The organism is Solibacillus sp. FSL W7-1472 (assembly GCF_037969775.1).
GTDB classification, from domain to species: Bacteria; Bacillota; Bacilli; order Bacillales_A; family Planococcaceae; genus Solibacillus; species Solibacillus silvestris.
Map to the genome: position 1 here is coordinate 3,208,104 of NZ_CP150208.1, position 14,601 is coordinate 3,222,704.

Annotated in this window: 11 protein-coding genes; 5 read left to right on the forward strand and 6 right to left on the reverse strand. The window is 34.3% G+C overall.

Going from position 1 to position 14,601, the window contains the following annotated elements:
* Positions 1 to 139: 139 nt before the first annotated feature.
* Genes MKY07_RS16045 through MKY07_RS16055 form a run of 3 tightly spaced genes read right to left on the reverse strand, consistent with a single transcriptional unit; the run spans position 140 to position 5,953 of the window.
* A complete protein-coding gene (locus MKY07_RS16045) occupies positions 140 to 3,241 on the reverse strand; it encodes a type I restriction endonuclease subunit R (RefSeq protein ID WP_339263128.1) in 3,102 nt (1,033 codons plus the stop codon).
* Entirely contained in the window at positions 3,238 to 4,443 is a 1,206-nt protein-coding gene (locus tag MKY07_RS16050) for a restriction endonuclease subunit S (RefSeq protein ID WP_339263130.1), read from the reverse strand. The genes MKY07_RS16045 and MKY07_RS16050 overlap by 4 nt, the downstream gene beginning before the upstream one ends.
* On the reverse strand, positions 4,433 to 5,953 hold the full coding sequence (locus MKY07_RS16055; RefSeq protein WP_339263131.1) for a class I SAM-dependent DNA methyltransferase: 1,521 nt from the start codon (positions 5,951 to 5,953) through the stop codon (positions 4,433 to 4,435). The genes MKY07_RS16050 and MKY07_RS16055 overlap by 11 nt, the downstream gene beginning before the upstream one ends.
* 119 nt (positions 5,954 to 6,072) lie before the next feature.
* On the opposite strand from MKY07_RS16055, the gene MKY07_RS16060 reads away from it, so the two are divergent.
* Positions 6,073 to 6,960 (forward strand): ATP-binding protein, encoded by an 888-nt coding sequence (locus MKY07_RS16060; RefSeq protein ID WP_339263133.1) that lies wholly within the window; start codon positions 6,073 to 6,075, stop codon positions 6,958 to 6,960.
* 58 nt (positions 6,961 to 7,018) lie between these two features.
* On the opposite strand, the gene MKY07_RS16065 is transcribed toward MKY07_RS16060, so the two are convergent.
* From MKY07_RS16065 to MKY07_RS16075, 3 genes are all read right to left on the reverse strand, one after another.
* Positions 7,019 to 7,858 carry a GIY-YIG nuclease family protein gene (locus tag MKY07_RS16065; protein ID WP_339263135.1) on the reverse strand — a complete coding sequence of 280 codons (840 nt, stop codon included), beginning with the start codon at positions 7,856 to 7,858 and terminating at the stop codon, positions 7,019 to 7,021.
* 18 nt (positions 7,859 to 7,876) lie between these two features.
* Positions 7,877 to 9,265 carry a reverse transcriptase domain-containing protein gene (locus tag MKY07_RS16070; protein WP_339263137.1) on the reverse strand — a complete coding sequence of 463 codons (1,389 nt, stop codon included), beginning with the start codon at positions 9,263 to 9,265 and terminating at the stop codon, positions 7,877 to 7,879.
* 378 nt (positions 9,266 to 9,643) lie between these two features.
* The gene (locus tag MKY07_RS16075) at positions 9,644 to 10,528 is read right to left on the reverse strand and encodes an HNH endonuclease (RefSeq protein ID WP_339263139.1); all 885 of its coding nucleotides are present in this window, start codon (positions 10,526 to 10,528) and stop codon (positions 9,644 to 9,646) included.
* 299 nt (positions 10,529 to 10,827) lie between these two features.
* On the opposite strand from MKY07_RS16075, the gene MKY07_RS16080 reads away from it, so the two are divergent.
* The 4 genes from MKY07_RS16080 to MKY07_RS16095 all read left to right on the forward strand — a co-directional run bounded on the left by MKY07_RS16080 (position 10,828) and on the right by MKY07_RS16095 (position 14,427).
* Entirely contained in the window at positions 10,828 to 12,183 is a 1,356-nt protein-coding gene (locus MKY07_RS16080) for a helix-turn-helix transcriptional regulator (RefSeq protein ID WP_339263141.1), read from the forward strand.
* A 251-nt stretch (positions 12,184 to 12,434) separates the two neighbouring features.
* Entirely contained in the window at positions 12,435 to 12,752 is a 318-nt protein-coding gene (locus MKY07_RS16085; RefSeq protein ID WP_339263143.1) for a hypothetical protein, read from the forward strand.
* On the forward strand, positions 12,752 to 13,822 hold the full coding sequence (locus MKY07_RS16090; protein ID WP_339263145.1) for a cell division protein FtsK: 1,071 nt from the start codon (positions 12,752 to 12,754) through the stop codon (positions 13,820 to 13,822). Before MKY07_RS16085 ends, MKY07_RS16090 begins: the two co-directional genes overlap by 1 nt.
* Positions 13,819 to 14,427, forward strand: a complete 609-nt coding sequence (locus tag MKY07_RS16095; RefSeq protein WP_339263147.1) for a hypothetical protein — start codon at positions 13,819 to 13,821, stop codon at positions 14,425 to 14,427. Before MKY07_RS16090 ends, MKY07_RS16095 begins: the two co-directional genes overlap by 4 nt.
* The last annotated feature ends 174 nt before the right edge of the window (positions 14,428 to 14,601 follow it).

Consider the following 14,601-nt stretch of genomic DNA (forward strand, 5'->3'; position numbering starts at 1 on the left):
CATCACTATTTTCTTAATAAAAAAGTATATAAAGCTTTATATAAGAGATATAAATGACCTATACATAAAGCTTTTTTTACATTTAAAAAAGGTATTTGATAAAATTATAATATTTAATATTTGAATGTTGGTAATTACGTTAGAATAATTCTAACTCCAGCTGAGCCATTAATTCTGCCTGTTTAATTACTGTATCAACAGCAGCTTTCTGCACATCAGGTGGATACCCATACTTCTTCAGCAATCGTTTTACCGTAATACGCATTTTAGCACGGGCGGACTCACGAAGGTTCCAGTCAATTGACATATTCTCTTTAATCGATTTCGTTAACTCATGTGCAATTAGCTTTAATGTTTCATCACCAAGAACCTGCTCAGCTGTTTCATGCGAAGCAAGTGCATCATAGAATGCTACTTCTTCTTTAATAAGACCTCCTGCTTCACCACGTTTATGTGCAGCGTCCATTTCTTTTGCTAACTCGATTAGCTCCTCAATTACTTTTGACGTTTCAATTGCACGCTTGTTGTACTTATTTAAGGCATTCTCCAGCATCTCTGAGAATTTGCGCGCTTGAATTAAATTTGTACGTTGGACCGCTTTTACTTTGCCATTTAATAACCGATTTAATAGCTCTACAGCAAGGTTTTTATGCGGCATTGCTTTTACGTCTTCAAGGAACTGATCGGATAGAATTGAAATATCTGGATTTTCTATACCCAATGTTTTATAAATATCGACAACTTCTTCTGAAATAACTGATTTAGATATTAATTGATTCAACTGTGCTTCCATTTGCGCTGGTGTTTTGCGCTTGCTGCCATCACCAATACTCTTCAATAAACTTGCTTTTACTGCTTTAAAGAAACCAATTTCAGCATTTAGTTCCTGGGCTTCTTCTGTCGTTGCACATAATGCAAAGGCTTTCGCTAATTCGGTCACTGTATTTAAGAAGCGGCGTTTTTCATCATCACCAAGACCTAAAATGTAATCCATCGTTGCAATGATAGCTGTCATACGCTCGGAAGACTTCTCTGATTCGAAGTTGCTGTAATCATGCTCATAAAGCATCTCTGTAATGATTTCATGCTTCTCTAACATAATGTTCACCGCTACTTTTGTATCGACACCAGCTGTACGTTTATCGCTCTCTGTATATTGATGAAGTGCCTCTTTTAAGCTTTCTGCAATACCAATATAGTCAACAATTAATCCACCCGGTTTGTCTTTGAATACGCGGTTCACACGAGCAATCGCTTGCATTAAGTTGTGACCTTTCATTGGCTTGTCGATGTACATCGTATTCATAACGGGTACGTCGAAGCCTGTAAGCCACATATCACGTACGATAACGATTTTTAATGGGTCATCATTATCCTTCATACGTTTTGCTAAGTATTCACGACGGCGCTTGTTCCCGATAAACTGCTGCCAATCTGCCGGGTCACTCGAAGAACCGGTCATAACAATTTTAATAACACCTTTATCGTCATCAGCTGAATGCCAGTCTGGACGTAGGGCTACGATTTCCTTATATAAATCAATCGCAATACGACGCGACATCACAACAGCCATTGATTTCCCGAACATCGCTTGTTGACGTTCCTCGTAGTGCTTTACAATATCTGCTGCAAGACGTTTCACACGAGAATTCGCCCCTGCTACTGCCTCTAAACGTGACCATTTCGACTTTAAGCTTTCCTTTACATTTTGCTCTTGGTCCTCAGTTATTTCTTCATATTCACTATCTAGATTAAGCCCCTCTGGTAACTCTAGTGGAATGATGCGGCTCTCATAGAATATTTTTACCGTTGCTCCGTCTTCTACCGCCTGTGTCATATCGTAAATATCAATGTAATCACCAAAAACAGCAGGCGTATTTTTATCCGATGCTTCAACTGGTGTACCTGTAAAACCAACGAAAGAAGCATTTGGTAAGGCATCACGCACATATTTTGCATACCCGTATTTTGTTTCTGCATCCTTTTTATTTACCTTTGCATCAAAGCCGTACTGAGAACGGTGCGCCTCGTCCGCCATCACGATAATGTTAGAACGGTCCGTTAGACAAGGCATCAAGCCCGTTTCTTCATCTGGTGCAAACTTCTGAAGCGTTGTGAAAATGACACCACCAGCTTCAACAGAAAGAAGTTTACGTAAGTCATCACGGTCTTCTGCTTGCTGTGGGGTTTGCCGTAAGATTGCTTTTGACATCGAGAATGTTGAATACAACTGGTCGTCTAAATCATTTCGGTCTGTTAAAACAACGATTGTTGGATTATTCATCGTTTGAATTAACTTCGCAGCGTAGAATACCATCGATAAACTTTTTCCTGACCCTTGCGTATGCCATACAACACCAATACGGTGGTCGCCATTTACTGCAATTTTAGCCTTTTCAACTGCTTTATTCACCGCATGATATTGGTGATAAGCTGCTAAAATTTTAAATGTCTTCTCACCGTCCGTTTGGAACAAAATGAAGTTACGTAATATATCTAAAATGCGGTCTGGTGCAAGCATTCCCTTTAGTAGAACATCTAGCTGTGATAAAGATGTAGGAGCTAGTTCCGTACCATCAATCGTACGCCAAGCCATAAAACGTTCTTCATTTGCTGTTAAAGAACCAACACGCGCATTCACACCATCGCTCGTTACTAAAAATGCATTGTAGCGGAACAGTGTTGGAATTGTTTGCTTGTACGTTTGTAGTTGGTTATAGCCTTCTGAAATACCTGTATTTTCATTTGTAGCATTCTTTAGCTCAATAACGACTATAGGTAAACCATTAACAAAGACCAATACATCCGGTCGCTTATTTTGATTGCCTTGTATAACAGTAAACTGATTCACCGCTACAAAATCATTATTATTGTAATTTTCAAAATCAAAAATCCATACTTTGACCGTGGGATTGTAGCCATCCTTACCTTGTAGCTGAATGTCTACACCATCCGTCACCATTTGATGAAACTTTTGATTGTTTACAACTAAATCAGGCGATTCATTTGCTTCAATACGTTGTACAGCTAAATCAATTGCTTCGCGCGGTACTCCCTTATTAATACGAATCAAAGACTCACGTAAACGCTCTGTTAACACCACATCATGGTAACTATCACGCTCTGGATAGTCTCCGTCATGCGCAATATCTGGTCCAGCCAAGATGGAATAATCCATCTCAGCCAGCCATTCAAGTGTAGCTTCTTCTAAATCCGATTCTAAATATTTAAATTCACTCATGAAGGCTCAACCACACTTTCATCTGGGATTTCGATTTCGCCTGATAGGAGCCTTGGGAGTAGCGAGTCTCTTAGTGAAACTAGATTTCCTATCTCTAACTCTAAATTTTTAATTTGTTCAAATAGGGGAAGAGCTATATCATGAAATCTATCGACTATTTCATTTTCAGGTAAAATTATTTGAATAGCCTTTAAACCACTTCCCGAAATTTCTTTAAATGTAGAACCACCAGCATTCGCTTCGATTATTGGTAAAATTTCTTTTAATTTAAAGTAAATAAAGTATTCCGAATAGCTTTTGTTAGGAACAATGGATTTAAATCCTTGATTCGTAGTCACATCAGTACCAGCGAAAGCAATGTATCCAATTGGCGCTCTAGAACTTAATAACACAGTTCCCTTTTGCATCAATTTCGCACTACTTTTAGCTAGTCCTAATTGAGAAATGTCCAGATTTCCTTTATAAATGAATTTTGATTTATTTGAAGATAAATCTTTCGGTGTAATCCATGGAATCCCATCAACCATGTAATATTCCTCTTGTTTTTTAGATGGTGTTCCTCCACCAACTATTTCACCTAGTTCATTTACCGTAGCTACAGACCATCCTTTAGGAATCTCTCCTAACTCACTTTCAACCATTTCACCACCACTTGAACGATATGGTAAGCCTTGGTCATTTGGGAATCCAAAGTCGATAAACCATCTTTTAAAAAGAATCGACATCTGTTCTTCTAAATTTCTAATAATAGAATTATTATTATCAATTTTAGACTCAAATAAATCTAAAGTTGAAACAATTTTGTTTTGAATATTTAATGGAGGTACTATGCTTTCTAAACTATAAAAATCTTCTCTACTTGTTGAAGGTATTGCCGAGCCACTATCCATTGAATTAATATCTTTTTGTAAAAGTTCATAAAAAGCCCACTTCAAGTTCATTTTTACCTTAGGTACTAAATAAAATGCAGTATCTATTACATAAAAAGGGTCTTTTGTAAAGTGTACACCTCTATAAGCACCCTTTCTTCCAATAATCACAGATGGACCTTCAGCTAAAGCTTTGTTAGTATATCCAATCGGACCATTAGTTCCAAATACTCTTATACCTGTTAATTGTTCTTTATATCCTTTGAGAGCCTTTCCATATTTCAATTCTGAAATTTCTCCCCAACTACATTTTTGCCATTTATCAGATACCATATCCAATCCCCCCAAGTGCTTGGCGAATTTGGTCTTCTAGCTCTTTTGATTTTTCAAATTGCTCAGCTAGTTCAGTAGTTAAGCGTGTCATTTTTTCTTCAAATGGTTCCGCGTCTTCTTCTACTTCCTCTAAGCCTACATAGCGTCCCGGTGTTAAAATGTAATCATTTTTTCGTACTTCATCTAAAGTTGCTGCTTTACAGAAGCCTAGAACATCTTCGTATTCACCTTCAGCAGTTCCTCGCCATGTATGGAACGCATGTGTAATTTGTTGAATATCTAGATCAGAGAATTCTTTATGCGTACGGTCTGCCATAAAACCTAATTTGCGTGCATCGATAAAGAGAATTTCGTTTTTACGATCACGTTTACCTGTTTTAGATTTATCCCTCGACATAAACCAAATACATACAGGAATTTGCGTTGAGTAGAAGAGTTGTCCCGGTAACGTAACGATACATTCAACTAAATCTGCTTCAATTAAATTTTTACGGATTTCGCCTTCATTATTTGCATTAGAAGACATTGAACCATTTGCTAAAACAAAGCCTGCTGTTCCTGCTGGAGCAAGTTTTGAAACCATATGTTGAATCCAAGCATAGTTGGCATTACTTTCTGGTGGAGTACCATATTGCCAACGCATATCATCTTTTAAACGGTCGCCACCCCATGATTTAATATTGAATGGAGGGTTTGCCATGATAAAATCCGCTTTTAATCCCTTATGTAAATCGTTATGGAATGTATCTGCATTTTGCGCCCCTAAGTTTCCATCAATCCCGCGAATCGCTAAGTTCATTTTACAAAGCTTCCATGTTGTTGGGTTAGATTCCTGACCGTATACAGCAATATCTCCAAGTTTCCCTTGATGCTCTTCAACGAATTTTTCGGATTGTACAAACATACCGCCCGAACCACATGCTGGGTCATAAATACGCCCTTTATAAGGCTGTAGCATTTCGACGATTAAATTTACAACAGAATTGGGTGTATAGAATTCTCCCCCACCCTTACCTTCTGAAGCAGCAAATTTCGTTAAGAAGTATTCATAGACACGACCTAAAATATCCTTCGAACGGCTTTCTTTATCGCCGACTTTAAATGAGAAGAGGTCAATCGTTTCACCTAAGCGTGTTTTATCTAATTCTGGGCGTGCATAGTTCTTAGGTAAAACGCCTGTTAATGAAGGGTTTTCCTTTTCAATCGCAATCATTGCTTTATCGATGTATTGACCGATTTCTGGTTTCTTTGCGTTATCTTTAATGAACGACCAACGTGCTTCTTGTGGTACGAAGAAAATATTTTCCGCTGCGTATTCATCACGGTCTTCTTCATCTGCCCATTCATCTTCTTTTAATTGTGAATAAAGCTCCTCAAATGCGTCCGATACGTATTTTAAGAAAAGTAGTCCTAACACTACGTTTTTATATTCACCTGAATCCATCGAGCCACGCAGACGGTCTGCCATTTGCCATAGCTTTTCTTCAAAGCCTAAGTTTGCTGTTGCCATATAATCACTCCCGATAATAGTTGCCTAATATTTACAATCCATATTTATTTTTATTATACTTCATATTATATAGGAAAAACGGATTATATCTAATATTATTTAGGAAGTGAGTGGTAGTAATGAATAGTAAAATATTCGAGGAATTAATACATTTGGTTGAGGGAGAAACTATAGATTTCAAATCGACTTTTTATCATCCAAATGATTTCAAAAGTTTGCTTATTGATGTAATATCTTTCGCAAATAGTCATACAAAAGGGCCTAAATATATAATTTGTGGTGTTAAGGAAGAAAACAGTACAAAAAAATTAATTGGTCTCGAATCATATATAGATCAATCCAACATCGAGCAATTGATTTTTGAAAATATTGAACCCGTATTAAATATTAAATTGCACTCAGTTTTCTATCAGGAAAAGAAATTCCAATTATTAGAAATCATCCCAAATAGCAGGCCATATTTATTAAAAAAGAAATATAAAAATACATTAGAAAAGGGTTTTATGAAAATTCGTAGAGGCGCTACAAATGATTTCATTACCCGAGCCGATTTAGATAAAATGTATAACGCTGGATTAGTTGAACTAAAAATTTTGGATGGAGAACTTTATGCTACTAAACCTTCAACTGGATGTGCTCAAATTAGATGCAAACTAAGTAATTATTCAAATAAACCACTCACGATTACATGGGGCTGTTTAGAGATTTATGAAGAGGATCAATTACTCACCTCACATCGTCTATTCGGAACAGAAGGAAATATTGTAGGTGCCGATTATCAATTAAAGATTCCAGCTAATGATGAAATAATAACTTACTTCGAATTCAGTTTCACATCGTCTCAGTGTTTTACTTTAGGTGTCGATGAAGATGGTATAACAAAAAAGAAACTTATATATAAACTTACTTTTTCCGATGCTAATGATAATGAATACAACTCATCATATGACAATGGATTTTTACTTGTACAAGGGGATTACCTTTGGAAGGTAAAACTTAAAAAGTAAAACTTAAAAGTAAAACTCAATAAAAACAGCCCAGGTGAACAGGGCTGTTAATTTTTTTTTATGGTAAATCTTTTAATGTCCTGCCATTTCTATCCTTCCACTCCGTCAAACCATTTGCACTTCTCCCCATTACAATTGCAGCTGCTAATGATGGACTAGAAAATAATAAATCTGCCATTACCTCATACTCTCCATATATTAATTGAACTTTCATTGAATTTATTAAATCTTCTCGTTTTACATTTAATCGATCAGAAAAAGAGTCTACAGTGCTATTGGCAATTTTTGAACCTTTTAGAACTACAAATCCTTCTTGTGTTTGAATCCCTTTCGCTTTTGCACCACGAGCTGCATTTATATACCAAACCTCACTATTAGTTGAATCCAAGTTATCTTTAATCAGTTCAAATAATTTATGACCTAATGTATTTACCATCATTACAAGGTTACTAATAAACTCATCCATTTCTGCGCGATCTGCTTCTGATATAGAAGGCATCGGTGGGATGTTACCGTTCAATACGTCATAACGATTTGCAGCTTTAGCTTTTTCATATAATTTATTTTCAATATACTTTATATGAGCTTTATTTAAGTTCTCATCCTTACTAATAAACACAATGACTTCATTCCAAAAATCCTTTTCACGCAAATGACTCTGTAGGCGGGTATATACTTCTTCCGCTTCCCCAATATATACAGCTTCTTTATCATCATCATTTCTACCGAATAGCATATAGACGCCAGTAGAATTTAGGTTAGGTCGATCACCACATTTTTTCACTTCAGTTCTAGGAATTCTATATGCTAATCCTGTCCAGTTAGACAATTCACATGTTAGTCTACCGCTTGGATCTCCATCTATTAGAAACATCTTAATTGTTTTTCCGAAAGTCATTTTCTTTCTCCTTTTACATTATTCATCTAGTCTCTTATGTATCTTCCGCCAATGCCGCTTAGTCTGCTTTTTTATATTAGATTTACAAGGCAGCTTACCCATCATGTTATGTGCGTTTTTTGCATATGTGTAAAAATTTCCATAGCCCTTATATTTATGACCTAAGTGCGTATATAAATCATAAAGTTTTCTTTTAGGTCCAGGACGTTTTGTAGCATAAGCTACTCGATTACTTGTCTTCACCTTTTTATATGCACGAGAATAGTATTTAAATAAACTTTTTTCTCGTAAATTAATTACATTTTTATGTACGACAAACCCTAAATATTCTAGTGCGCTAATCTCCATGTTTTCATTAAAAATTGTTTGATCTTTATACAAGCGTAATTCCGTCTTCTTATTCTGAATAATTAGGCCATCTGCTTTATAACGATCAATCCGGTTCATTAATTCATTCGTTAATTCCTCTAATAACTCTACGGTAGCGTTAGCTGTTGGAATGACAATAATAAGATCATCACAATATCTTCTATATAAAGCATCTGGAAGTTTATCTTTTGTCCATTCTAGTACCTCTTTATCAAAATCAATTAAATGTACGTTTGAACAAACTGCACTCATTCCAGATCCTTGAGGTATACCATACGATTTCTCATTCACTTTAATTTTTCCTTGTTTAAATTGCCTAAATTCAGCTGGTTCCATAAGTTGAGGCAATCGAGAGCGGATTTTTTTCAGTTTCTTTTTACCGTACTTATCAAGTAAAAATTCTTCAATATCCTCTTTCTCTACATAAGAGTAACGAGTGATATTTTTATAAATTTTGTACCAATCTTTCGGCAATTCTTCTACATTTAATACACGCTTAATTTTTTGCTTGAGTGTTTTATGGTCGATATTATCAAAAAAGCTGGTAAAGTCTAAAGCTATCACTATTGCTTGATCTTGCTGCAAAAGAAAATCAAACACCTCATAAGCAAAATCAATATTATTTTTACCGCGCTTATTATTTCGATAGGCAACGGCTATATCATTAATACCATTCTCTGAAGCATAATTGTTATAAGCATTATTCAGTAAATTTCCATAATACTTATAAATGTAACTATCTTTATGAGCAGCGTAATAAATTTCACGTTCCTTCTTCACTTTTTCCTTTACATTTTTCCCAACCGGTGTTTTTTCCGTTACATATTTTTTAAATTCAATTATAAAATGAATAGACGGCAAAAAAGCATACGAAGCTACCCAAGTCGGATCTTGGATTTTAGCTTGCATATGCTCATTATTTTTAATATCTACACATTTATCAAAATGTAGATATTTCTTTTTTTTATATTTTGACCAATTAATTTCAGAAGAGCTAGAGAGGCCATGTAATCCTCGTGGTCCATTACTTCTGTTCATAACAGATCAACCTCCTAGCATAATTTTTTCGGGGTTCATCCAGATGGAAAAAGTGCCCTTTGACCACTAGTCCCTTTATAGGACTTCTTAAACATTTGGTATAATTACCGTAAGGAGGCAATTGTAACCATGATTAGTTTATTCAATGTGGAAGGCCAAGCTTTAGTAGCGTTGATCCTCGACATCTGGTGGTTTAGCCAGTTTATGAACGATCAGAAACTTGCTAAACATCGAAACTAATTGCTCTCACAACCAATTTTGGAGACAAGTTAATTGTAATTAAAACCTCAGAAAAATGCAAATATAAGGAATTTAAATGGGTATATTACTACATTTAATTCAGATTAAAGCTATAGTTTAAATGAAAAAACTATTAATTTAATTTAATTTTTGGTAATGCTCCTTCATATAACCTAATTGCTTTTTATTCAACTTAACTCGCAACCCTTCATGAATATTCAAAAACACTCGAGCTGTTTCAGCTAATGTTTGCGATATCACAATCTTTCCTTGTATATCAAACGAAATTAAATGTTTATCAAATAATGCATCATGATTTGGACAAAGTAATAACCCATTATTCACGTCAAGACGCTCCTCATTTGTAGAAGTGCTCCATGGTTTAATATGACTAGCTATCAAAACTCGTGGATCAGTTACACCACATAAGGCACATTTACATTCACGATCCAAAAGTATTTTTTTAAACTTCCCCTGACCTATGCGCCCTTTGATTAGGCGTTCTTTTTCAGTTTGCTGTATTGGTAGATTTTCAAATTGCTGAATTTCATTAAATTCTTCTTCTAGTTCTAGCTTATCATTCCTAGCAGATGGTAATTTTGTAAACTTTGCTTTACTATCCTTTAAGCTCAGTGGGAAAATCCATACAAGACGCTGCCTTCCATCTTGATCCTTTTGCTGCCCTTGATAAGGCTCGCCCGCAAGCTCTACCTGTCCTCGATATGTATATTCTCTTGGCTTCATTACCTCAAAAAAATGAACCTCAACGGCATTAATGTCTGATTCAGCTAATGTTAAGTTTTGCCCGCTCATTTTCTGATCACCAATCTGTCCCATACCCGTGTAGTGATAAATATCTCCCACAACCTTATCATCATACAGTTTCGTCTTATCCGATATAAGCGTCAACGTATTCGTACGATTCGACTTACGCATTCCCCCCTGTGGCGCACATAAAAACACCTCACAAAGTTGCTGATTATTTACAACTTCATTGATTACTAACTGACGAGTCAATGTCATAGAATTACCTCCCAAAATATTATTTATTGTTATTATTAAATTCATTGTACTATGATGGTAAACATAGAACCAAGGTGTCAGATGATAAGTCTCCCTAACTGCGCAGGACAAAATAACCCAATATAAACCATTAATAACATTCAATGTTAAGATATATTTATTTCAAGTATAATTAATCAACTAGGAATAGATCCAGATTTAAAGATTGATAAAGAGAAATCACTTCGTCCAGCTAGTGATGACATCAAGCTTACTGAGTTGTGGAGTAGCGTATAAATTATTAGAAAGTTGGTATAAATTTGATTGATTTGGAAGCATATTTAGTTCCTAAAATTGCAGAGCGATGCAAAAAATTAAGAGTAGATTTAGGTCTTCCTATGGAAAGAATATCTGACAGAAGTACGATAAGTCGTATCGAAAGAGGTAAAGTTCGTGGTAATTTCATCACAGAAACAGTTCTTTTAGACTATACTAATGTTTTTGATAAAGCTCCAGAAGAGATTATTTTCGGAAATTCAGATGAATTTGAAGAAACTTTAGAATGGCTTTTTACAAATTTGTTTAAACTAATTAATCATAAAGATTTAACTACTGATTTAGACTTGTATGAAGATAAAGATAATATTGATATCGAGTCTCAAAAAGCTATGTTATCAATGGCAGAAACTTTTGCTGAATATAATATAAAGCGATATAACTTTCTAAAATCTGATGAGATTTATATGGATAATGTAAGTAAAAAGTTTGATTATCCGTTATGGATAGGTGGGAAATTCGTCAATATCGAGAGAGATTTTAGAATAAATCCAATAAATGAAGAAACTGTAATCGATCTTTTTGATATGAGAGACAAAATGTGGTTGATGTGTAGAAAGAAGCTTATAAGTTCATTCAGAGCTGAGATAATTGATAAAATTTTCATTAAATTTGACTATTCTAAGATTAATTCTGAAGTTAGACAGTGGATTTTGGGGCAATTTAATAAAGGTATTATTCCTGATGTTGTAGCAAAATTAAAGAGTAATACGATTTTCAAAATCGGATTCATGGTGAAAAATTTAATTGATGAATTCCTAGATGAAGATTTAGCAATATCATTTCAAAATACGATTCCATTGCAGATGACAAAAGCTGAACACTACAAAATAAACATTAGTAGTGTTGATTTAAGAGGATTATCGGAAGCTGAAAGAATTGAAAGAGCTGAAATAATATCAGTAGTTATGAAAACATTACAAAAAGGAGATATTCCAGATGCTAAGTTATTACTCTATGGCATTACCTTTAGTGAAGTACCTGAAACTATTTCAATTAAAGAAGTCGAAATTGATGATGTTATAAATCGTGCAGTTAATAACAGGGGTATTGGAAGGACTCTTAAGAATCCACGGATGTTTGAAGAAAGTCCTATTTTTGAGACATCAGATTATAATTCTCAGGAAGAGGTGATGGCTGCTATGGAGGATTGGTATAATGATAAACACTTTAAAAATCAAAACATTCCAGGGTATTTGACTAATAATAGCCAAATAGTTCAACGCTTGCAAGAACGTATGAATAAAGATATTCATGAATCAATTGATAGATTTATCGATATTCAAAATAATCTTTTGAAACTGTTGACTGATGAGGAACTAATACATTTTTCTAAATAAGTGATTATTAAGAGCAGAAAAAATTCTGCTCTTTTTTTATTGAATATTTTGTTGGTAGTCATGTTGGCAAAATAATATGAAAATACCCACATAACTGCAACCTAATAAGAAGAAAACTTTTATAAGATTGAATCTATCAAAGTTCAGCAAAGCTTTGATAGTTTGAATATCTAAACAAGTTGCAAATTGTTTAGATAGCAGAGGAAGAAGTTGCTGCTTCTTAACCCTATTTTATAAAGGAGGTTTTCATAATGAAAACAGGATTTATTCAATCGAATCAGTATACAGAATCAGTAGCTCGCAAATTTATTGCAACAAATGTCCCGACGAAATGTGCAACAACTTTTATTGAAACGCAGTACGAATACGTGGATAAGCAACGAACAGAAAATATTAAAGGTTACAAGTTATGGTTTGTACAAGATGGACTCAATCCTTTCACAGTCAAATTCACGAAAAAACCTGACTTACCACCGTTTCTTTCAATAATAGAATTCGAAAATCTTCAAGGCATTGAAATTCGTTCAAATGTGTATTTTAAAGCAGATGGCTTGAAAGTAGTTAAATGATGGATAAGCCTTACATTGAAAAGTATTTGAATCAGAGTTTAAATATGGCTCTTGCGATGAATGGAGAATCAACATACACTAATTCATTTTATGTAGAAGTTCGGGAGGACGGATTTTTATTCGTCCCTCGTACTCCTGCGGGTTATCTAATTGATGATGATTTATACCAAAAGATTTTTATTATTGCAAATGCGAGTCTTTATCCAAGGTATACACTTTTAAAACAAAATTCAGCTTATTTTATTCCTCTAGATACGGATGATATTCATGTACAGCGTGCATTGTTCTTCCCTTGGTTTATAGGGATTAGTGAAAGATTAGTTTTATCAGATTTGATGAGGTTGTTGAAAGAAAATAAATCTAACCAAATTCCAATTATGAAAAATCTAAAAATAAATTTCAACAAAGTGACTGGGATAATTATTTCAGGAAATTCGGGGAGTGGTAAGTCATATTTTTTAACTTATTTACTTGAGATACTGAACGAAATGTCTGAACTAATAATTATTGATCCAAAGTTTGATACCCCATCCAGATGGGCTAGAAATCATAATATCGCGGTAATTCACCCTGAAAATAACCGTTCGAAAAGTGATTTTGTTAGTCAAGTCAATGAATCTCTAAGTTCTGTGCTAAACATTATTTATCAGCGACAAGAAATATTATACGAAAACCCTGCATATGAGTTTGAACATTTGACCGTAGTTATTGATGAAGTTTTAGCATTATCAGAAGGAGTGAACAAACAAATTAAAGATTCCTTTATGTCATTGCTTAGTTCTATTGCCTTACTAGGGCGTTCAACACGGTGTCATTTAATATTAGTATCGCAGCGTTTTGATTTTAATGCGGTTCCTGTAAGTGTACGAGAACAAGCAAATGTTCTAGTTCAGATTGGTAATATTAGCAGCAAGACAACCCAATTCTTGTTTCCGGATTTAAATCCTGAGGGTATTGTAATTCCCATAGGGAAAGGAACGGGATTAATACAAGTCATTGATGATGAACATCCTTATCAAGTTTTACCGCTGCTCACACCTACTTTTTATACGGAAAGAGGTATTTTGTGATGAAAAAATCATACTTGATGAAAATCTATAACTTAATACAGTTTCTAGGGACTTTCTTCCTCTTGAGTATTATATTTACGTTAATAATTAAACTCTTACGAAAAAATTTAATTAACTTAGGCGAAAGTTTACCATTACCCGATCAAATTTTCCAATTCATTGAACAAATTTTAAGGATACTAAATATAACTAACTTCTTGATCCCTAGTTTAATATTTGTTCTTCTTCTACAAGAAATTTCCCTAAGATTGATTAATGATTCATTAATCAATCTAGGAAAATCAATTATAGGTACATTTAGGTTTAGGAAATTCTTAAAACAATACCAAAAAGCTCCGGTGAATGATTCAGATAACTATATGTTACCCAAAAATGAAGTTATTTTAAAGTTCAATAAAGCGGTAAGAAAATCCGTAATTGATTTAACTAATAAACAGTTGAAACTATTAATAAAAATTCCTAAAGAGGCACAGTCTCAAAAAATTCTTAAAGAGTATGAGGGGCAAATAAAAGAGCATATTTCAAGTTTGTACCCTGAGTACATTATTTCAACTTTTGAACGTAATAAATTAAGTTTATGGCTCATTGGTACAAAAAGAAAATAAATTCGTGGTGCTTTGGCTCGGAACGAAAAGCCAAAAAAGCACCACAAAAGATAAATTATCAAATTTAATAGCCAAATATATAAAGAAATCTATATTTAACGCGGTGGTAGGGCTTGTTATACCACCGCTTAGTAGATAGCCAAAAATTCTAGCAAAACCAATGATGTCGGCAAT